At 59.6% G+C, this 18267-nt stretch carries 17 protein-coding genes; 6 read left to right on the top strand and 11 right to left on the bottom strand.

What is annotated here, in order from left to right; translation table 11 throughout:
• The first annotated feature begins 193 nt into the window (after positions 1–193).
• The 5 genes from ALP40_RS00890 to ALP40_RS00910 all read left to right on the top strand — a co-directional run bounded on the left by ALP40_RS00890 (position 194) and on the right by ALP40_RS00910 (position 3697).
• On the top strand, positions 194–1687 hold the full coding sequence (locus tag ALP40_RS00890; RefSeq protein ID WP_122206438.1) for an RNA polymerase factor sigma-54: 1494 nt from the start codon (positions 194–196) through the stop codon (positions 1685–1687).
• 75 nt (positions 1688–1762) lie between these two features.
• A complete protein-coding gene (hpf, locus tag ALP40_RS00895; protein WP_004881551.1) occupies positions 1763–2071 on the top strand; it encodes a ribosome hibernation-promoting factor, HPF/YfiA family in 309 nt (102 codons plus the stop codon).
• Between the two features lie 12 nt (positions 2072–2083).
• Complete coding sequence (gene ptsN / locus ALP40_RS00900; RefSeq protein ID WP_122206439.1) at positions 2084–2548, top strand: PTS IIA-like nitrogen regulatory protein PtsN; 465 nt, start codon at positions 2084–2086, stop codon at positions 2546–2548.
• Positions 2549–2550: 2 nt separating this feature from the next.
• Positions 2551–3408, top strand: a complete 858-nt coding sequence (gene rapZ / locus ALP40_RS00905; protein WP_122206440.1) for an RNase adapter RapZ — start codon at positions 2551–2553, stop codon at positions 3406–3408.
• A gap of 16 nt (positions 3409–3424) precedes the next feature.
• Positions 3425–3697, top strand: coding sequence for an HPr family phosphocarrier protein (locus tag ALP40_RS00910; protein WP_122206441.1), 273 nt, complete (start codon positions 3425–3427; stop codon positions 3695–3697).
• Positions 3698–3723: 26 nt separating this feature from the next.
• Here ALP40_RS00910 and ALP40_RS00915 read toward each other — a convergent pair whose 3' ends face one another.
• From ALP40_RS00915 to pmbA, 6 genes are all read right to left on the bottom strand, one after another.
• Positions 3724–4611, bottom strand: coding sequence for a ZIP family metal transporter (locus tag ALP40_RS00915; RefSeq protein ID WP_122206442.1), 888 nt, complete (start codon positions 4609–4611; stop codon positions 3724–3726).
• A gap of 28 nt (positions 4612–4639) precedes the next feature.
• Entirely contained in the window at positions 4640–5251 is a 612-nt protein-coding gene (locus ALP40_RS00920) for a superoxide dismutase (RefSeq protein WP_122206443.1), read from the bottom strand.
• A gap of 1 nt (position 5252) precedes the next feature.
• Positions 5253–5714 carry a tetratricopeptide repeat protein gene (locus ALP40_RS00925; protein WP_122206444.1) on the bottom strand — a complete coding sequence of 154 codons (462 nt, stop codon included), beginning with the start codon at positions 5712–5714 and terminating at the stop codon, positions 5253–5255.
• A gap of 32 nt (positions 5715–5746) precedes the next feature.
• On the bottom strand, positions 5747–7123 hold the full coding sequence (locus tag ALP40_RS00930; RefSeq protein ID WP_122206445.1) for a lyase family protein: 1377 nt from the start codon (positions 7121–7123) through the stop codon (positions 5747–5749).
• Positions 7116–7511: a FagA protein gene (locus tag ALP40_RS00935; RefSeq protein WP_122206446.1), complete on the bottom strand. Its 396-nt coding sequence runs from the start codon at positions 7509–7511 to the stop codon at positions 7116–7118. Before ALP40_RS00935 ends, ALP40_RS00930 begins: the two co-directional genes overlap by 8 nt.
• Positions 7512–7841: 330 nt before the next feature.
• Positions 7842–9188 carry a metalloprotease PmbA gene (gene pmbA, locus ALP40_RS00940; RefSeq protein ID WP_122206447.1) on the bottom strand — a complete coding sequence of 449 codons (1347 nt, stop codon included), beginning with the start codon at positions 9186–9188 and terminating at the stop codon, positions 7842–7844.
• Positions 9189–9295: 107 nt separating this feature from the next.
• On the opposite strand from pmbA, the gene yjgA reads away from it, so the two are divergent.
• Positions 9296–9817, top strand: coding sequence for a ribosome biogenesis factor YjgA (gene yjgA / locus ALP40_RS00945; RefSeq protein ID WP_122206448.1), 522 nt, complete (start codon positions 9296–9298; stop codon positions 9815–9817).
• A gap of 42 nt (positions 9818–9859) precedes the next feature.
• Here the strand turns inward: yjgA and tldD are convergent, their stop codons facing one another.
• The 5 genes from tldD to ALP40_RS00970 form a co-directional block, all read right to left on the bottom strand.
• Positions 9860–11299 (bottom strand): metalloprotease TldD, encoded by a 1440-nt coding sequence (gene tldD, locus ALP40_RS00950; RefSeq protein WP_122206449.1) that lies wholly within the window; start codon positions 11297–11299, stop codon positions 9860–9862.
• Between the two features lie 2 nt (positions 11300–11301).
• Positions 11302–12147: a carbon-nitrogen hydrolase family protein gene (locus ALP40_RS00955; RefSeq protein ID WP_122206450.1), complete on the bottom strand. Its 846-nt coding sequence runs from the start codon at positions 12145–12147 to the stop codon at positions 11302–11304.
• 48 nt (positions 12148–12195) lie between these two features.
• The gene (locus ALP40_RS00960) at positions 12196–16011 is read right to left on the bottom strand and encodes a YhdP family protein (protein WP_122206451.1); all 3816 of its coding nucleotides are present in this window, start codon (positions 16009–16011) and stop codon (positions 12196–12198) included.
• Between the two features lie 165 nt (positions 16012–16176).
• A complete protein-coding gene (gene rng / locus ALP40_RS00965; RefSeq protein ID WP_122206452.1) occupies positions 16177–17634 on the bottom strand; it encodes a ribonuclease G in 1458 nt (485 codons plus the stop codon).
• The gene (locus tag ALP40_RS00970; protein WP_122206453.1) at positions 17631–18233 is read right to left on the bottom strand and encodes a nucleoside triphosphate pyrophosphatase; all 603 of its coding nucleotides are present in this window, start codon (positions 18231–18233) and stop codon (positions 17631–17633) included. Before ALP40_RS00970 ends, rng begins: the two co-directional genes overlap by 4 nt.
• Positions 18234–18267: the final 34 nt, after the last annotated feature.

Below are 18267 nucleotides of genomic sequence, written 5' to 3' on the forward strand. Positions count from 1 at the left end.
CGCGTGCTTGCAATCGCCGCATCCGGCCTTTCAGGGCCACCCATATCGATGCGGCGTGTTGACAACGTTTTATTTCTAGTAACGCTCTAGGCAAACGCTCTGCTTTCAGGCATATAATTTGCTTAAGTTGGCGTTCAGGCGCCTGTAGTGGATGGCGCGTATGCGCCGGCGAATAAGGTGTTTAGCCCCTGCCATGAAACCATCGCTAGTCTTGAGAATGGGCCAGCAGCTGACGATGACACCGCAGCTGCAACAGGCAATCCGCTTACTTCAGCTATCCACACTGGACCTCCAGCAGGAGATTCAGGAGGCGCTGGAATCAAACCCCATGCTGGAGCGCCAGGAGGAAGGTGATGACTTCGACAACTCCGATCCTCTGGCCGACAACATCGAACAAAAGCCCAATCCCGATGTTCAGGAACCGACCTACCAGGAGTCTGCACCCACTGTAGACAACCTTGAGGAAGGCGAATGGAACGAGCGCATTCCCAATGAGTTGCCGGTCGATACCGCTTGGGAAGACATCTACCAGACCAGCGCCAGCAGCCTGCCCAGCAACGATGATGACGAATGGGACTTCACCACTCGCACCTCCGTCGGCGAAAGCCTGCAAAGCCATTTGCTCTGGCAGCTCAACGTCGCGCCGATGTCCGACAAGGACCGCCTGGTCGCCGTCACACTGATCGACTGCATCAACAACCAGGGTTATCTCGACGAAACCCTTGAAGAGATTCTCGAATCCTTTGATCCCGAGCTGGATATCGAGCTTGATGAGATCGAAGCTGTTCTGCATCGCATCCAGCAATTCGAACCGGCCGGCATCGGTGCTCGCACCCTCAGCGAGTGCCTGCTGCTGCAACTGCGCCAGCTACCGGCGAAAACGCCCTGGCTGAGTGAGGCACAGCGTCTGGTCACCGACTACATCGATCTGCTGGGAAGCCGCGATTACGGCCAACTGATGCGCCGCATGAAGATCAAGGAAGACGAGCTTCGTCAGATCATCGAACTGGTGCAGAGCCTCAACCCGCGTCCCGGCTCCCAGATCGAGTCCACCGAAGCCGAATACGTCGTTCCCGATGTGATCGTGCGCAAGGACAATGAACGCTGGCTGGTTGAGCTGAATCAGGAATCGGTACCACGTCTGCGCGTCAACCCGCAGTACGCAGGCTTCGTACGCCGCGCCGATACCAGCGCCGATAACACGTTCATGCGTAATCAATTGCAGGAGGCCCGCTGGTTCATCAAAAGCCTGCAAAGCCGCAATGAAACGCTGATGAAAGTGGCCACGCAGATCGTGGAACATCAACGCGGTTTTCTTGAGTACGGCGATGAAGCCATGAAACCGCTGGTGCTGCACGACATTGCCGAAGCGGTGGGCATGCATGAATCGACGATTTCTCGCGTGACGACGCAAAAGTTCATGCACACGCCCCGCGGTATTTACGAGCTGAAATACTTCTTTTCCAGCCACGTCAGTACGTCGGAAGGCGGCGAATGCTCCTCCACTGCAATTCGCGCAATCATCAAAAAACTGGTTGCGGCTGAAAATCAGAAAAAGCCGTTGAGTGATAGCAAGATCGCTGGTTTACTGGAGGCACAAGGCATTCAAGTAGCCCGTCGCACAGTCGCCAAGTACCGCGAATCTCTTGGGATTGCGCCCTCCAGCGAGCGCAAGCGATTGATGTGATGCAGGCCGAGCCACAGCGTTCCAGTGGCAGGCACCACGCCTGCCTCTTTATGCACTGGCAAAGGAGAAAACTGTATGCAAGTCAACATCAGTGGACATCAACTGGAAGTGACCAAGCCCCTTCGTGAATACGTTGAGCTCAAGCTCAAAAAGCTCGAGGGGCATTTTGACAAGATTACTAATGTGCAGGTCACGATGGCGGTCGAGAAGCTGAAACAGAAGATCGAAGCCACGCTGCATATCCACGGTGGAGAGGTAGTTGCCAATGCTGAACATGACGACATGTACGCGGCCATCGACCTGCTCACTGACAAGCTCGACAGACAATTGCTCAAGCATAAGGAAAAGCAGCAAAGCATCCTCAAAGGTGCAAACGCTCGCTAACGCTCATCACACATGATCCGAATTGAAAAAATCCTGACCCCCGGCCGTTCCGTCGTGAACATGCCGGGTGGCAGTAAAAAGCGTGCCCTCGAACACATTGCCAACCTGATTGGCCGTGAAGTACCGAGTATGGATTCGCAAACCGTGTTTGAAGCCCTGGTCGCCCGCGAAAAGCTGGGCTCCACCGGATTCGGCAATGGCATTGCCATCCCCCACTGCCGCCTCTCCACCTGTGGCGAGCCTGTCAGTGCGGTTATCCATCTTGACGCCCCTATCGACTTCGATGCCATCGATGGCGCCCCGGTAGACCTGCTGTTCGTGTTGCTGGTCCCGCAAGCCGCTACCGATGAACACCTTGAGCTGCTGCGCCAGATTGCCAGCATGCTGGACCGCGCCGACGTGCGCGACCGCCTACGCAGTGCCAAAAGCGGTGAAGCGCTTTATCAAGTGGTGCTGGACGTACAGAACGGCCATTGACCATGCGCATGATCATCGTGAGTGGCCGCTCCGGCTCGGGCAAAAGTACAGCGCTCGATGTACTGGAAGACAGCGGGTTCTATTGCGTCGACAACCTGCCCGCAGGCCTGCTGCCGGAGCTCGCCGAACGCGCGTTGATCAATACCGAATTGGCGGAACCCTTGCTGGCAGTGTCCATCGACGCTCGCAATCTGCCCAGTCACTTGACCCGCTTCCCCGCAATGCTCGATGAAGTGCGCTCGCGCAATATCCAGTGCGATGTGCTGTATCTGGATGCCGACGAAGCGACGCTGCTCAAGCGTTTCTCAGAAACACGACGTCGCCATCCACTGAGCACTTCCGATCGTTCACTGGCCGAAGCGATACGCGACGAAAGCACCCTGCTCGGTCCGATCATCGATCTGGCCGACCTGAAGATCAATACGACTCACCTCAATCTGTATCAATTACGCGATACGCTCAAGTTGCGCTTGTTGAACAAGCCTGAGCCGGGCACAGCGTTCCTGATCGAGTCCTTTGGCTTCAAGCGTGGCATGCCGGTCGATGCAGACCTGGTGTTTGATGTGCGCTGCCTGCCCAATCCGTACTGGAAACCTGAATTGCGCGACCACTCGGGTCTTGAGCAACCGGTCATCGAGTACCTGGCAGCACAGGCCGACGTGGAAGAAATGTTTCAGGACATCTTCTCCTACCTCAACAAGTGGCTGCCTCGATTTGCGGCCAGCAATCGTTCCTACGTGACCATCGCCATAGGCTGCACAGGCGGACATCACCGGTCTGTCTACCTGACAGAGCGACTGGGTCAGGTTTTGCAACAATCACTCAAGAACGTTCAGGTTCGCCACCGCGACCTCAGCTGAAAGGATCTTTTCTGCGATGCCCGCTCGTCAAATCACCATCATCAACAAACTGGGCCTGCACGCCCGCGCAGCCGCCAAGTTCGTTGGGGTCGCCGGCAAGTTTCCCTGTCAGATCCGGGTCGGTCGTTCGCCTGAGAGCATGGTCGACGGCAAGAGCATCATGGCGGTTATGATGCTGGCCGCAGGCAAAGGCACCGAGATCCATCTGATGACCGAAGGCGAAGGTGAGCAGGACGCACTGGATGGCCTGGTCGAACTGATCAACAACAAGTTCGACGAAGGCGAATAAGCGACGCGGTTGTTCCTGCGCTGGTCTTAAACCAGCGCCGTATCCATCACCATCATCAGACAGAACCCTGCAATCAGGCCCAGGCTGGCAATCTTGTTGTGACCGTTCAAGCGTGACTCCGGAATGATCTCGTGAGTGACCACCAGTAGCATGGCACCGGCCGCAAGGGCCAGACCGAACGGCAGCAAAGGCTCTGCAATCGCAACCAGCCAGGCCCCGAGCAATGCGAACACAGGTTCGACCAGCCCGGACGCAGCCCCGATCAGGAACGCCTTGATCCGCGACATCCCCGCCCCCGCCAGTACCATAGCGATCACCAGCCCTTCGGGGACGTCCTGTAAGGCAATACCGATGGCCAGGCTGTCGGCCTCCGACAAACCGCCGCCTGCCGACACCCCGATCGCCATGCCTTCCGGGATGTTATGCGCGACAATGGCAATCACGAACAGCCAGATGCGCGGAGCAATCGCGGGATAATCCTGGGCACCGTTGGGTTGCGCTCCCTGAGAAACACTGTAATCCACCGCGAACAGTCCCAGGGCACCCATCACGATGCCCAGACTGATCAAGCCGCCAGCGCCCCACGGCGTCAGCCCAAGGCCCTCGGCAGCGGCGAGGCCCGGCACGATCAGCGAGAACGCCGTCGCTGCCAGCATTACCCCGGCACCGAACCCCAGCAAACCGTCCGACACCATAACCGGCATCTTGCGGATCACCAGAACAGGGACAGCGCCCAGCGCCGTACCCAGCGCACAGATCGCGCCACCCTCCAGAGCACGCAACAGGCGCGGCTCAAGGTTCAGCCAGGCAAGCCCCTGAGCCACCAATAACGCCATACCCGCCAGAAGCAGCACGGTCCCTACTGCCAGACGAAACAACCGAACACTGCTGATCGCGAGTATTTCAGAACGCATAAACGGCCTTAAATCGTGTTATCAGGGATCAGGCCACTGCGGCTTGATAACGCCGGGACACTTCGTCCCAATTGACCACGTTGTAAAACGCGTTGATGTATTCGGGACGACGGTTCTGGTAGCGCAAGTAGTAAGCGTGCTCCCACACGTCCAGGCCGAGAATCGGTGTATTGCCATTCATCAGCGGGCTGTCCTGGTTACCGCTGCTTTCCACCACCAGCTTCTTGTCTGGCGTAACGCTCAGCCAGGCCCAGCCGCTGCCGAAACGCGTCAACGCGGCTTTGGTGAAGGCCTCCTTGAAGCTGTCGAAGCCGCCCAGGTGTTCGTCGATGGCTTGAGCGACCGATCCTTTTGGCAAACCGCCACCGCCGGGCACCATGACGTCCCAGAACAGCGAATGGTTGGCATGACCGCCGCCCTGATTGATCACGGCCGCACGCAGGTTCTCAGGCAACTGCTTGACGCTGGCGACCAGCTTTTCGATGGGCCACTCGGCGTATTCAGTGCCGTCCACCGCAGCGTTCAGGTTGTTGATATAAGTCTGATGATGCTTGGTGTAATGGATCTCCATCGTTTGCGCATCAATGTGCGGTTCGAGGGCATCGTAGGCGTAAGGCAGTTCGGGTAGCGTAAAGGGCATATCAATGTGCTCCGTAGAAAAGGCCGGGGGCGGCCGCTGAATCACGCTGCAACGAGGAACGTGTATGTTCGCCGCTGCTGTTCAGGAGACCATGAGTGCGGGGGTATTCGCCGTGTTCACTGATGAAGCCCAGCAACTCGATGTAGGTTTTGCTGCTGTGCCGCAAGGCAGCCTGACGCAGGGCCGGTGACAGACGCTGGTTTTGCATGGTCTGCAACAGGTGCTGATGGATCGCGCACAAGTATTCGGCGCTCTCCTCCGGCTGACCGAGGCTCAGGTGCAGATCGGCCAGATTGTGGTGAGAGATCACACACGCCGCGACAGCCTCGTCTGCATCTGCCCAGCGTTCGAACAAGACCTGCGCCAGCGCCAACGCCTGAAGGTACAGCTCACGGGCTTCGACCCAGTCGCCGAGATTGAAACAGCGATTGGCCTGTTCAATGGTGCGTTTCCAATGCTGCATGACATACCTCCAGGTGCGTTGGCCGGACGGAATCAAATACCGCCAGCGGTGAGTTTTTCGGGGTTGAGCAACGCGTCCAGCTGGCTGCGTTGCAGGTCGGTGTGTTCCAGCGCGACATCAATCACCGGACGACCTTCCTGATAGGCTTTCTTGGCGATTTCGGCCGCTTTCTGGTAACCAATGATCGGGTTAAGCGCCGTGACCAGAATCGGATTACGCGACAACGCTTCCTTGAGCCTGGCTTCGTTGACCTTGAAGCTGGCAATCGCCTTGTCGGCCAGCAGACGGCTGGCGTTGGCGAGCAACTCGAGGCTGCTGAGCAGGTTCTGAGCAATGATCGGCAGCATCACGTTCAGCTCGAAGTTGCCGGACTGACCCGCCACTGTGATCGTGGTGTCATTGCCGATCACTTGCGCAGCAACCATCGCAGTGGCTTCCGGGATGACCGGGTTAACCTTGCCCGGCATGATCGAAGACCCCGGCTGCAAGGCTTCAAGCTCGATCTCGCCGAGCCCTGCCAAGGGGCCGGAGTTCATCCAGCGCAGGTCATTGGCGATCTTCATCAGCGAAACGGCGGTGGCCTTGAGCTGACCGGAAACAGCCACCGCCGTATCTTGGGAGCCGATCAGCGCAAACAGGTCCTTGCCTTGGGTGAAGGTGACGCCACTCAAGGCATTGAGGTGCGCGCTGAAGCGAGCGGCAAACTCGGGATGCGCGTTGATACCCGTGCCAACCGCCGTGCCACCCTGGGCCAGTGACTGGAGGCTAGGTTGCAGCCCCTGCAAATGCTCGATGTTGGCGCGAATCTGCTGTGACCAGCCGTTCAATACCTGGCTCATGCGCACCGGCATGGCGTCCATCAGGTGCGTGCGGCCGGTCTTGACGAAGGCGTGAACCTGAACCGCCTTGTGTTCGGTCACCTGCACCAGATGATTCAGGGCCGGCAGCAACTGCTCATGCAACGCGAGCGCGGCGCTGACGTGAATCGTCGTTGGAATGATGTCATTGCTGCTTTGTCCACAATTGACGTGATCGTTGGGGTTGACCGGCTCGCCCAGAATGCGACTGGCGAGCGTTGCGATCACCTCGTTTGCGTTCATGTTGGTGCTCGTGCCAGATCCGGTCTGAAAAATATCCACCGGAAAGTGAGCCATGAAATCGCTGCTCAGTAACTGCCCGACTGCGCCGACAATTGCCCTGCTTTGCCCTTCAGTGATTTGCTCCAGCTCAAGATTCGCATGCGCCGCCGAGGCTTTGGCCAGCAACAGCGCACGCACGAACTGCCGGGGCATACGCTGGTGGCTGATCGGAAAGTTATCCACCGCACGCTGAGTCTGCGCGCCATACAGCGCTTCGGCCGGCACCTGAAGCGGGCCCATGCTGTCGCGTTCGATACGGGTATTACTCATCGCAATGTCCTTGCACCAGTTCAGAGGGAGAAATCGAGGGTTGCAGCACGCAGGAGGCCAGTAGGTGAACACAGGCTTCCCAGCGCTGACGGCGGGCAGGCGTGGAGGCAAGCGCCTCGACATCGCGCAGCGGACGCCAGGCCTGATCCAGACACAGGCAGCGCCAGTGCCAAGGCAGCACGGTGTCGCGAGCAGTGTCCATCAGCAGACGAAAGGAGGTTTCGGCGATCATGGCGTGAGGCGTTGCAGTGAAGCGCGCCAGATAGCGCCCTTCGGCGAGATAATGCTCGATCAGCCGTGGCTCGTCAGGCTCGAGCGCGCAGCGAATCCGCAGGCTCAACCCACGCCAGTTTTCCAGATAAGGCAGCTCGTGCAGCACAGATCCCATGACCGCACCTCATTGTGAAATGAGATTCATTATTGAATGAGATCAAGAATCAAAACAAGTGCGGATTTGGATCGAGGGGACAGGTGGAGATAATGAGGAGAAAAGAATCTGTGCATCAGATCTGACAGAACGTAGAGCATCCAGAGCTAAACACCAATGCCCCGTGCTCATCGTTATACACAAGTCTTGCTGCAATCACGGATTGTGGAAGGCGGCTTGCTGGCGATGCTTTTTCAGCAGCGACCTATCGCTGACTGAACTGACGCCATCGCCGGCAAGCCGCCTCCCACGGGGCATGCATTCAGTCGAATACTTTTGTCTTGACCCGTTTTAGCTACCCGCAACCGTCATGTGCTCGATCAGGACCGAGCCGGTGCGGATATTGCTGCGCAGTTCCAGGTCGCTGCCAACGGCGACGATCTGCTTGAACATATCGCGCATGTTGCCCGCGATGGTCACTTCTTGAACGGGAAACTGGATCTCGCCGTTCTCGACCCAGAAACCCGCTGCACCGCGTGAGTAGTCGCCGGTGACCATGTTCAAGCCGCTGCCCATCAGTTCGGTGACCAACAGGCCACGCCCCATGCGCCGGATCAGCGCGTCCTGATCTTCGGTGCCATGCGTCACGAACAGGTTATGCACGCCGCCTGCGTTGGCGGTGCTTGGCATGCCGAGTTTCCGGCCCGAGTAGGTGCTGAGCACGTAGGACACCAGGTCGCCGTTCTCGACGAAGGGCTTGGCATACGTGGCCAGACCATCACTGTCGAACGCCGAGCTGCCCATCGCACGCATCAGGTGCGGACGTTCGTCGATGGTCATCCACTCAGGAAACAGACGTTGCCCCAGCGAGTCCTGAAGAAATGACGACTTGCGATACAGCGTGCCGCCGGAAATAGCCCCCAGAAAGCTGCCGAACAGCCCACCAGCCAGTTCTGCGGAAAACAGCACTGGCACTTCACAGGTGGGAACCGGACGCGCGCCCAGACGGCTCGCAGCACGCTGCGCCGCCTTGCGACCGATGCTTTCGGCATCTGCCAGCAATTGGCCTTGGCGGTTCACGTCGTACCAGTAATCGCGTTGCATCTGGCCTTCGCCTTCAGCGATCATCACGCAACTGAGGCTGTGCCGAGTCGACGCATAACCGCCAATGAATCCGTTGCTGTTGCCGTACACGCGGCAGCCTTGATGGGTATTGAGCGTGGTGCCATCGGCGTTCTTGATCCGACTGTCGGCGTCAAAGGCGGCGGCCTCGCACAGCAGAGCCTTTTCGATGGACTGCTCGGGTGTGATGTCCCAGGCATGGTAGAGGTCGAAATCCATCGTTTCTTTGGCCATCAACGCGGCATCTGCAAGGCCGGAACTCTCGTCCTCGGAGGTGTGCTCGGCAATTGCCAGCGCAGCGGCAACGGTTTCACGAATCGCATCAGCGCCGGTGGCCGAGGTGCTGGCCGAGCCTTTGCGCTGCCCGACATAGAGCGTGATACCGAAACCCTGATCGCGATTGAATTCGACCGTTTCGACTTCGCGCTGACGCACTGAGGTCGATAACCCCTGCTCCAGCGAGACCGCGACTTCGCAAGCACTGGCGCCCTGACGCCTGGCTTCGGCGATGATCTGCTCGACCTGTTCTTGCAGTTCGGGCAAGGCCTGTGGGCCGACGCTTTGGGTTGCACTCATGACTTTCTCCATCAAATTCTGCTTTCGGCACAGGCCGAATACCGACCGGGCCGGACAAGCGGCCCCCGACTGGTTATCATGGCGGCGTTTCTTTGCGGACTGCCCCCATGGTTGATTCTTACGACGACTCCCTCGACGGGGAGAAAAGCAAAACCCAGGTCAAACGAGAGCTGCATGCTCTGGTTGATCTCGGCGAGCGACTGACGACACTCAAAGCCGATGTGCTGGCCAAACTGCCGTTGACCGATGCGCTGCGCAAGGCCTTGGCTGAAGCGCCCAAGCACACGGCCAACATTGCGCGAAAGCGGCACATCCTGTTCATCGGCAAGCTGATGCGCGATCAGGACCAGGAAGCCATTCTGGTTTTGCTGGACCAACTCGATGCCTCCACTCGCCAATACAACGAACGTTTTCACGGCCTTGAGCGCTGGCGTGACCGCTTGATCGCGGGTGATGACAGCGATCTGGAAAAATTCGTTGCCGAATACCCGGACGCCGACCGCCAGCAACTGCGCTCCCTGATCCGTCAGGCGCAACACGAAGTTGCACGCAACAAACCGCCGGCCACCAGCCGCAAAATCTTTAAATACATTCGTGAGCTGGACGAAATTCAACGCGGTCTGCGTTGATATCGACCGCGGGACTGGCCAGCGGCCAGTCCCGACTCACGTTCAGTTACCTGTACCGCCAACCGTGATCGCGTCTATCTTCAGCGTAGGCTGACCCACGCCGACCGGCACTGACTGGCCGTCTTTGCCACACGTACCGACGCCGCTGTCCAGCGACAGGTCGTTGCCCACCATCGACACCTTGCTCATCGCTTCCGGCCCGTTGCCGATCAAGGTTGCGCCTTTGACGGGTGCGGTGATCTTGCCGTCTTCGATCAGGTACGCCTCACTGGTCGAGAACACGAACTTGCCGCTGGTGATGTCAACCTGACCGCCGCCCAGGTTGGCGCAGTAGATGCCGCGCTTCACCGACGCGATGATTTCCTGTGGGTCGCTCTGACCGCCGAGCATGTAAGTGTTGGTCATGCGTGGCATCGGCAGATGCGCATAGGATTCGCGACGCCCGTTGCCGGTCCTCGCCACGCCCATCAGACGGGCGTTCAACTTATCCTGCATGTAGCCCTTGAGCACGCCGTTCTCGATCAGGGTGGTGCATTCGGTCGGGGTGCCTTCGTCATCGACACTCAGCGATCCACGGCGACCGGCCAACGTGCCGTCGTCGACGATGGTGCACAGCTTGGAAGCCACCATTTCACCCATCCGGCCGCTGTAGGCCGAGCTGCCCTTGCGGTTGAAGTCGCCTTCCAGCCCGTGACCGACCGCTTCATGCAGCAGAACGCCCGACCAGCCGGAGCCCAGCACGACCGACAAGGTGCCTGCCGGTGCAGGAATGGCTTCAAGATTGACCAGCGCCTGACGCAACGCTTCGCGGGCATAGCCCATTGCGCGATCATCGGTCAGGAAATAGCGGTAGTCGGTACGCCCACCGCCGCCATGACCGCCGCGTTCGCGACGGCCGTTCTGCTCGACGATCACGCTGACGTTGAAACGTACCAGCGGACGCACATCGGCGGCCAGGCTGCCATCGGCAGCGGCGACCAGAATGCGCTCCCAGACGCCAGCCATGCTCACCGAAACCTGCTGAATACGCGGATCCAGGGCACGGGTTGCCACATCGATACGCTTGAGCAGCTCGACCTTTTCGGCACGGGTCAGCACTTCCAGCGGGTTGTCCGGGCCATAAAGCTGAGCCACGTCCTGAGACGTGAACGCCTGAACACGACCATTCTGTCCGGCACGGGAAATCGAACGTGCGGCACGTGCGGCGGTGAGCAGCGCTTCTTCGGTGATCGCATTGCTGTAGGCAAAACCGGTTTTCTCACCGGACTGGGCACGCACGCCAACGCCTTGGTCAAGGTTGAAACTGCCTTCCTTGACGATGCCGTCTTCAAGCGACCAGGACTCGGAGATCATCCCTTGGAAATACAGATCAGCGGCATCGATACCCGGACCTGCCAGTTCGCCCAGCACCGATTGCAGGCTGTCGAGGCTCAGGCCGCCGGGTGCCAGAAGGTGTTCACTGACTGAGGACACGTCACTCATATTCACTCCGAAGCAGGCCGCAAAGCGTCCTGCGAAAAAAAGCGCCGGTGACTGGACACCGGCATCCGCGCCCGTATGGACGCCTGTTCTTCACTGTCACGTGTGGCCAGCAGCACGGCTTCGCCCTGCGCTTGCTGAGCCAGGACACGGCCCCAAGGGTCGACGATGGCCGCATGCCCGTATGTCTCGCGAGGCCCCGGATGCACCCCGCCTTGTGCTGCCGCCAGCAGGTAACACTGGGTTTCAATGGCGCGCGCCCGGATCAGAATCTCCCAATGAGCAGCGCCCGTCACGGCGGTAAACGCCGAGGGTGCGGTAATCAGCTCGGCACCGGCTTCACGTAGCGCGGTATACAGCTCCGGGAAACGCAGGTCGTAGCAGACGCTCAGCCCGAGCCGTCCGACCGGGGTGTCGGCCACCACGATGTTGTTTCCATGAGCATAGTCATCCGATTCGCGGTAGCGACCTCTATTGTCCGCAACGTCCACGTCGAACAGGTGCAGCTTGTCGTAGCGCGCCACCTGCTCGCCGTGTTCATCGATCAGCAGTGAACAGGCCGTTACCTTGCTCTGAGGCTGATCGTTAGGCGGGAGGGGTAGTGTTCCGGCGACTATCCATAACTTGAGGTCGCGAGCGGCAAGTTTCAACCACGGCAGGATCAATCCCTGGCCTGACGCTTCGGCGCGACCGATATCGGCAGCGTCCCGGCGCCCTATCGCGGCGAAGTTTTCCGGCAGTACCGCAAGCCGGGCACCGCCCTCGGCGGCCTGTTCCAGCAATGCTCGGGCACAGGTCAGGTTAGCCGCAATATCGCTTTGGCTGACCATCTGAATCACGGCAAAAGACATGGTGACCCTCTTTTGAACGGAGTGGGCACCACTGTACTCCATGACGCGTTATTGAGGCTTTTCAAAAGGCTTGTCGAAGGTGATCTTGGGCTCTTTCCACGGACCTTCAACCTTGTATTGCACGCTGGCAAACCGCGCAACCCGGTCACCCAGCAGCTTGTCCACCAGGAACAGCGCACCGCCGATGGCTGGCGCGCCCACGATCAGAGCGGCAATCGGCAGGTTGTTGGTGACCGGCAAGGTCACCAACAACTTGGCGTCGACCCGGTCCTTGACCATGTCCAGCGTGCCATTGAGTTCAAGGTTGCTGGACGGCCCGGTCAACGTGATCGGGTTGCGCGTGACGTAGACGCCTTCACTCGCCACCAACAGCCCCTTGACCCGGTCATAGCTGAGCCCCTTGCCCAGCAGGTCAGAGAAGTCCAGGCGCAGACGGCGGCCGATAGAATTGAAGTTCAGCAAACCGAACACTCGCAGTGCTTGCGCCCCGCCCTCGACTTCGACGAACTGACCGTTGCGCAAGGTGGCATCCAGGCTGCCGGAATAACGCTTGAGCCCCACCCAGGCCGGCGAACCCGGCCAGCGACCATCGAAATTCAGTTCGAAGCTTTCACTGGTCACGGTCGGCGCAAAGCTCCAGGCTTTCAGCACATCGGCGAGATTCTTGCCGCCCAGTTGGCCCTTGAACCAACTGCTGCTAGCCCCCGGAGCGCCCTCCCACACACCCTCGCCTTCCAGCAGGATGCCTTTGAGGCCCAGGCTCATGTCCGACATGCGGATACCGGTTGCCGTCGGCCGAATCTTCAGCGCCCAGGCACCCAGCAGTTGATCGCCCTGGAACAGCTGAGAAATCTTCACGTCCAACGCAGGAATCTTGCTGGGATCGACGTCAGCCAGCGGGTCTGGCGGGTTTTCGATGACCACCGCCTTGGTGTCGGCCGCCGGTAAGCGCACGTACAGCATGTTGATACCGATGGGGGCCGACTTGGCGTCAGGCAGCGTCGCCGTGCCCTTGACCAGCGCACTGTCCAGCGACAGCGCCCAGGCTGCAGCCGTGCGCTGCAACTGAACACGAACATCGTTGAGCGTGGTGCCCATCGCCGTCAGCTTGCCGATCTGCACGTCAACACTGTTGAGCAGTTGTTTGGCGTTACCGCCGGGATCGCCGCCAGAGTATCGATCAATGATCGCCTGCCAGGGTGCGATGTCGAGTTCGGCCATGCTGCCGCTGACCCGCAGCCCTTTGGCATCCGGCACGATGGCGCCACCCTGGCCGAGAAACAGCTCACCCCGACCGTCGGCAAATTTTCCATCAGGCGCTGCGAACGCCAGATTGGCGATGTCGCCATAGGCCGCGCCAAAACGCCGCTCAGCGCCTTGCAGCGTCATCCGGAACTCACTGGCGCGCTCCTGCTCCGCCGTCTTGCCAAACGGTGCAGGCAAGTCGATCGCGACGCCCTTCAACGGAGACGTGATCAGCATGGGGCTGCTTTTGTCGTCCAGCGTCAATTGCAACTGAAACGGCAGGTCGCCGGACACAGGCAACGCCTGCTTCACGTCGAGCCAATCGGTAAGTTTTTTGACGGTGATCTGCCCGTTGGCCACGATACGGGTCACATTCGCTCCCGGCTTGCCTTCGGCAGCGATCTCTGCTGTGACAGGCCGGTCGAATGCCTGGGCGCGAATGCCTTTGCCGCCGAGGCCTTTGTCGCTGTCGAAGCGAAAGTCGCCCCGGAGTTTTGTCAGATCCAGTGCAGGGTCGGTCAGTTTCAGACGCGCATCACGTGTGCTGAAGTCCACCACGACCTTCGGCTCGACGCCTTTGGCCAGAGGAATATCCAGTTTCAGCTTGCCTTCCAGCGGCCCCTCGCCCTGCCATCCGGCAAAGGTTTTGCCAGTGCCGATCGGTGCTTCCTGAAGAATCTTCAGGCCATCGGCCACGGTGCCGGAAACGTTGCCGTCCACCAACAGATGGCTGTCCTTGCCGGACTCGACATGAGGAATATTGACCAGCACGTTGCTGACCTGGGTATTTAGAATCTGACCTTTGCTGGCCTTGACCCGCACGCCACTGTTCTCGACGTACACCTTGCCATCAACGCCGGTCAGCGAAGGCCATCCCGGCTGGAACGCGAGCGTTGCATTGCTCACGTCGAAAAACAGGCTGATGACCCGCGCGGTGTCCGGCGCGTTCTTGTTCAACGAGCCCTGATACTGGAAAAACCCTTGCTTGACCGCGCCGCTGACAATCGCGGTGCGCAACCAACGATCCAGCTCGGGGCTCAACACCGCAGGCAGGTACTTGCTGGTGTAACGACCGTCGCCGTCAACCATGCCGACCCGCAGGTCCATGTAGTCTTCCTGATCGTGATTGAGGTGAATACGGATCTTGAAGTCGGCTGCGATCTTGCCCTCATCGCCCAACACTTTGATGTAAGGCGCGATCAGGGTGAACGCTTGATCATCCAGTTTCCAGGTCAACCGAGCGTTGGCTTTCTGGTAGCGCCAAGGCTTGGCGAAAATGGGGTCCAGGTGCAACATGAAATCGCGGGTGTCCAGACGCAGCTCGCCCTGTCCGAGATCGCCGCTGATCGCGCCACTGACATTGCCTGCCGCCGGCGCACCGCGATAGGCATTGAAACCGACATTATCCAGGTTGGCCGCAAAGCCAAGACGCTTGTCACCCGTGGCCTGCGGCCGGTAATCGATCAATACGTTACGCAGCCCGCCTTTGACTTTGAGGCCATCGACCACCGCCATCGCCTTTTCCGGCAAGGGGGCCAGCGAGTCGATCAAGGGCGTCAGCGGCGTCAGATCCAGACGGTCGGCCTGCACATGCCACAGCTCTTCGCTGTCGGGCGTTGCTGCTGTCTGGCTTAGCTGCATGCGGCTTTCCCAGCGGGTGCTGCCCAGGCTCATGGCCAGCGAATCCAGCTTCAGGTCAAAGCCGTTGTGAGTCCGTTCAAGCCAGGCGTTGAGCGCCAGATCATCGACGGTCGCCGGCTTGCGTGCGGCGTAGACGCCTTTGATCTGTGGCGCATGAAGCCGAGCAGCGGCACTGGCCACCGAACCCTTGCTCCAGCTCAGCCAGAACTCGCCACCGGCCTTGAGCGTAGAGACAGTCCACTCACGGGTCAGGCTTTTAGGCAACCATTTGGCCCAGTCACTCTGGGGCAGGCTGGCGTACAGATCGGCCTCGCCCTCTTTCCAGCGACTGGCCTGGATACGGGTGCGCAGGTTCATCGCCACTGGCTGGCCGTCAGGCAGGGTCAGGCGGGCATCAAGGCGTTGGTGATAGCTGCCCGTGGCAAGGCTGAGGTTGACGTACGTCAGGGTCAGCGGAGATTCGTTAAAGGGTTGCAGGGTGACCTGACTGCTGAGCAGCGAGAGACGCGAAACCCTCTGCAACTGCGTCAGGATTTTCTCGGGATCGACCGGGCTGTCATTGTTGACCGGCAAGCCAGGCACCGTCCATTTACCGTCCTGATCCTGCTTGAGAATGATTTGCAGCCCATCGACTTCCAGATGCGCGAGCCGCACATCACGTGCCAGCAAGCTTTCCCACAGATCAGGCACAACCCTGACACTGTCCAGACGCAAGGCGCTGCTGCCCTCACCGACCATGACGTCGTGCGCCAGCACCACCGGCGCGAACCCGCTCCAGTTTCCTTCCAGACTGCCAATACTCACAGGGATCCCCAAGGCGCTACTGGCCCGGGTTTCAACATCGACGCGGTATTCGGCGACCATAGGCGTCAGCTGACGCCCGAGGCTGACGTAGAGCGCAGCCAGCACTAACAGCAGCGCACACAGGCTCAGGCCCCAGCGCGTGGCGGTCGCAACGAAGCGGGGAAGACGCTGCATATCAGCGCGCCCTCCACGACAGGCGAGCAGCAGATGTCCGACTCATGAAGGCAGGAGGGATCAGGTACAGGTTTTGCTCATTCGCCACGCATCATTCTCGATATAAGGGTAAACCTGCCAGAACCCCGCCGGGCGCATGTTGCAATCAGGTGAACGGTGACAATCTCAGAGCAGTACGACGTCGTATTGTTCCTGCGAGTACATGGTTTCTACCTGAAAACGAATGGTGCGACCAATGAAGCTCTCAAGCTCCGCCACATTACCCGATTCTTCATCGAGCAATCGGTCCACCACGCGCTGGTTCGCCAGCACCCGATACCCCACGGCCTGGTAGGCCCGGGCTTCGCGCAGGATTTCGCGGAAAATCTCGTAGCACACGGTTTCCGGCGTCTTCAGCTTGCCACGGCCCTGGCAGCAGTGGCACGGCTCGCACAGCACTTGCTCAAGACTTTCGCGGGTGCGCTTTCGCGTCATCTGTACCAATCCCAGCTCAGTGATGCCGATGATGTTGGTCTTGGCGTGATCGCGCTCCAGCTGTTTTTCCAGCGTGCGCAGCACCTGACGCTGATGCTCTGCGTCTTCCATGTCGATGAAATCGATAATGATGATGCCGCCCAGGTTACGCAGGCGCAGTTGCCTGGCGATGGCGGTTGCCGCCTCCAGATTGGTCTTGAAGATGGTTTCTTCCAGGTTGCGGTGTCCCACGAACGCGCCAGTGTTGACGTCGATGGTGCTCATCGCTTCGGCCGGATCGACCACCAGATAGCCGCCCGACTTGAGCGGCACCTTGCGTTCCAGCGCTTTCTGAATCTCGTCTTCGACGCCATACAGGTCGAAAATTGGCCGCTCGCCGGGATAGTGCTCAAGCCGGTCGGCGATTTCGGGCATCAGCTCCGCAACGAACTGAGTGGTCCTCTGGAAGGTTTCTCGCGAATCGATGCGGATCTTCTCGATCCGCGGGCTGACCAGATCACGCAGCGTACGCAAGGCAAGGCCCAGGTCTTCGTAGATGACGGTGGGCGGGCTGACGGTTTTGATCTGCTCGCCGATCTGGTCCCACAGCCTGCGCAGGTAGCGAATGTCCATGAGGATTTCGTCGGCACCCGCGCCCTCGGCGGCGGTGCGCAGAATGAAACCGCCAGCTTCCTTGATGCCTTCCAGTGCCACGCAATCGCTGACGACCTTCTTCAGGCGCTCGCGCTCGGCTTCGTCTTCGATTTTCAGTGAAATGCCGACATGCGCCGTACGCGGCATGTAGACCAGGTAGCGGGAGGGAATCGACAGCTGCGTGGTCAACCGTGCGCCCTTGCTGCCAATCGGGTCCTTGGTGACCTGCACCACCAGACTCTGCCCGTCATGCACCAGCGACGCAATGCTCTCGACCGCTGGCCCTTCACGCATGGAGATTTCCGATGCATGAATGAACGCAGCGCGGTCCAGACCGATGTCAATGAAGGCGGCTTGCATGCCGGGCAGCACGCGCACGACCTTGCCTTTGTAGATATTGCCCACGATGCCCCGGCGCTGGGTCCGCTCGACGTGGACCTCTTGCAGCACACCGTTTTCCACTACCGCCACCCGCGATTCCATCGGGGTGATGTTGATCAGAATCTCTTCACTCATGGCTCGTTACCTTCCAGGTATTGCCAACAGGGTATGCCGAAACCGGAGAGCACTTCAGCGGTTTCGCACAGAGGCAGACCAACCACTCCAGAATAGCTGCCTTGCAGGTCTGCGACGAAGATTGCTGCCAGACCCTGGATGGCGTAACCGCCAGCCTTGTCCTGCGGCTCGCCGCTGGCCCAATAGGCACGGGCTTCGTGTGGTTGAATCGGACGAAAACGTACGCGGCTGGTGACGACGCGGGTTTCACTGCGCTGATGATCGACCAGCGCAATGGCGGTCAGCACCTCATGTTCTTTTCCAGACAGCGCGGCCAGCATGCCCAAGGCATCGGCTTCGTCTACCGGCTTGCCCAAAATCCGGCCGTCGAGCACCACAGCGGTGTCGGCCCCCATTACGCACACCGGCTGATCGGACGGCAGCAGCGCAAGTCCGGCACGCGCTTTACCCAGCGCGAGACGTTCGACGTAAGCGGCAGGCGATTCGGATGAGAGAGGAGTTTCGTCGATTTGCGCACTCAGTACTGTGAAGGGAACACCGATCTGAGCAAGCAGTTCACGGCGGCGCGGTGAGCCAGAGGCCAGATAAAGCGAGGGCATAAGGACATCTCCGAGTCGGTGACGTTGAGCGCAC

Origin of the sequence: Pseudomonas viridiflava (assembly GCF_003702045.1) — a bacterium.
GTDB classification, from domain to species: Bacteria; Pseudomonadota; Gammaproteobacteria; order Pseudomonadales; family Pseudomonadaceae; genus Aquipseudomonas; species Aquipseudomonas viridiflava_C.

Coding starts and splice junctions, on each gene's coding strand:
- ALP40_RS00935 (WP_122206446.1), bottom strand. CDS start 7,511: ATGGGATCTGTGCTGCACGAGCTGCCTTATCTGGAAAACTGGCGTGGG.
- ptsN (WP_122206439.1), top strand. CDS start 2,084: ATGATCCGAATTGAAAAAATCCTGACCCCCGGCCGTTCCGTCGTGAAC.
- hpf (WP_004881551.1), top strand. CDS start 1,763: ATGCAAGTCAACATCAGTGGACATCAACTGGAAGTGACCAAGCCCCTT.
- tldD (WP_122206449.1), bottom strand. CDS start 11,299: ATGAGTGACGTGTCCTCAGTCAGTGAACACCTTCTGGCACCCGGCGGC.
- ALP40_RS00915 (WP_122206442.1), bottom strand. CDS start 4,611: ATGCGTTCTGAAATACTCGCGATCAGCAGTGTTCGGTTGTTTCGTCTG.
- ALP40_RS00910 (WP_122206441.1), top strand. CDS start 3,425: ATGCCCGCTCGTCAAATCACCATCATCAACAAACTGGGCCTGCACGCC.
- ALP40_RS00955 (WP_122206450.1), bottom strand. CDS start 12,147: ATGTCTTTTGCCGTGATTCAGATGGTCAGCCAAAGCGATATTGCGGCT.
- yjgA (WP_122206448.1), top strand. CDS start 9,296: ATGGTTGATTCTTACGACGACTCCCTCGACGGGGAGAAAAGCAAAACC.
- pmbA (WP_122206447.1), bottom strand. CDS start 9,188: ATGAGTGCAACCCAAAGCGTCGGCCCACAGGCCTTGCCCGAACTGCAA.
- ALP40_RS00920 (WP_122206443.1), bottom strand. CDS start 5,251: ATGCCCTTTACGCTACCCGAACTGCCTTACGCCTACGATGCCCTCGAA.
- ALP40_RS00930 (WP_122206445.1), bottom strand. CDS start 7,123: ATGAGTAATACCCGTATCGAACGCGACAGCATGGGCCCGCTTCAGGTG.
- ALP40_RS00960 (WP_122206451.1), bottom strand. CDS start 16,011: ATGCAGCGTCTTCCCCGCTTCGTTGCGACCGCCACGCGCTGGGGCCTG.
- ALP40_RS00925 (WP_122206444.1), bottom strand. CDS start 5,714: ATGCAGCATTGGAAACGCACCATTGAACAGGCCAATCGCTGTTTCAAT.
- ALP40_RS00970 (WP_122206453.1), bottom strand. CDS start 18,233: ATGCCCTCGCTTTATCTGGCCTCTGGCTCACCGCGCCGCCGTGAACTG.
- rng (WP_122206452.1), bottom strand. CDS start 17,634: ATGAGTGAAGAGATTCTGATCAACATCACCCCGATGGAATCGCGGGTG.
- rapZ (WP_122206440.1), top strand. CDS start 2,551: ATGCGCATGATCATCGTGAGTGGCCGCTCCGGCTCGGGCAAAAGTACA.
- ALP40_RS00890 (WP_122206438.1), top strand. CDS start 194: ATGAAACCATCGCTAGTCTTGAGAATGGGCCAGCAGCTGACGATGACA.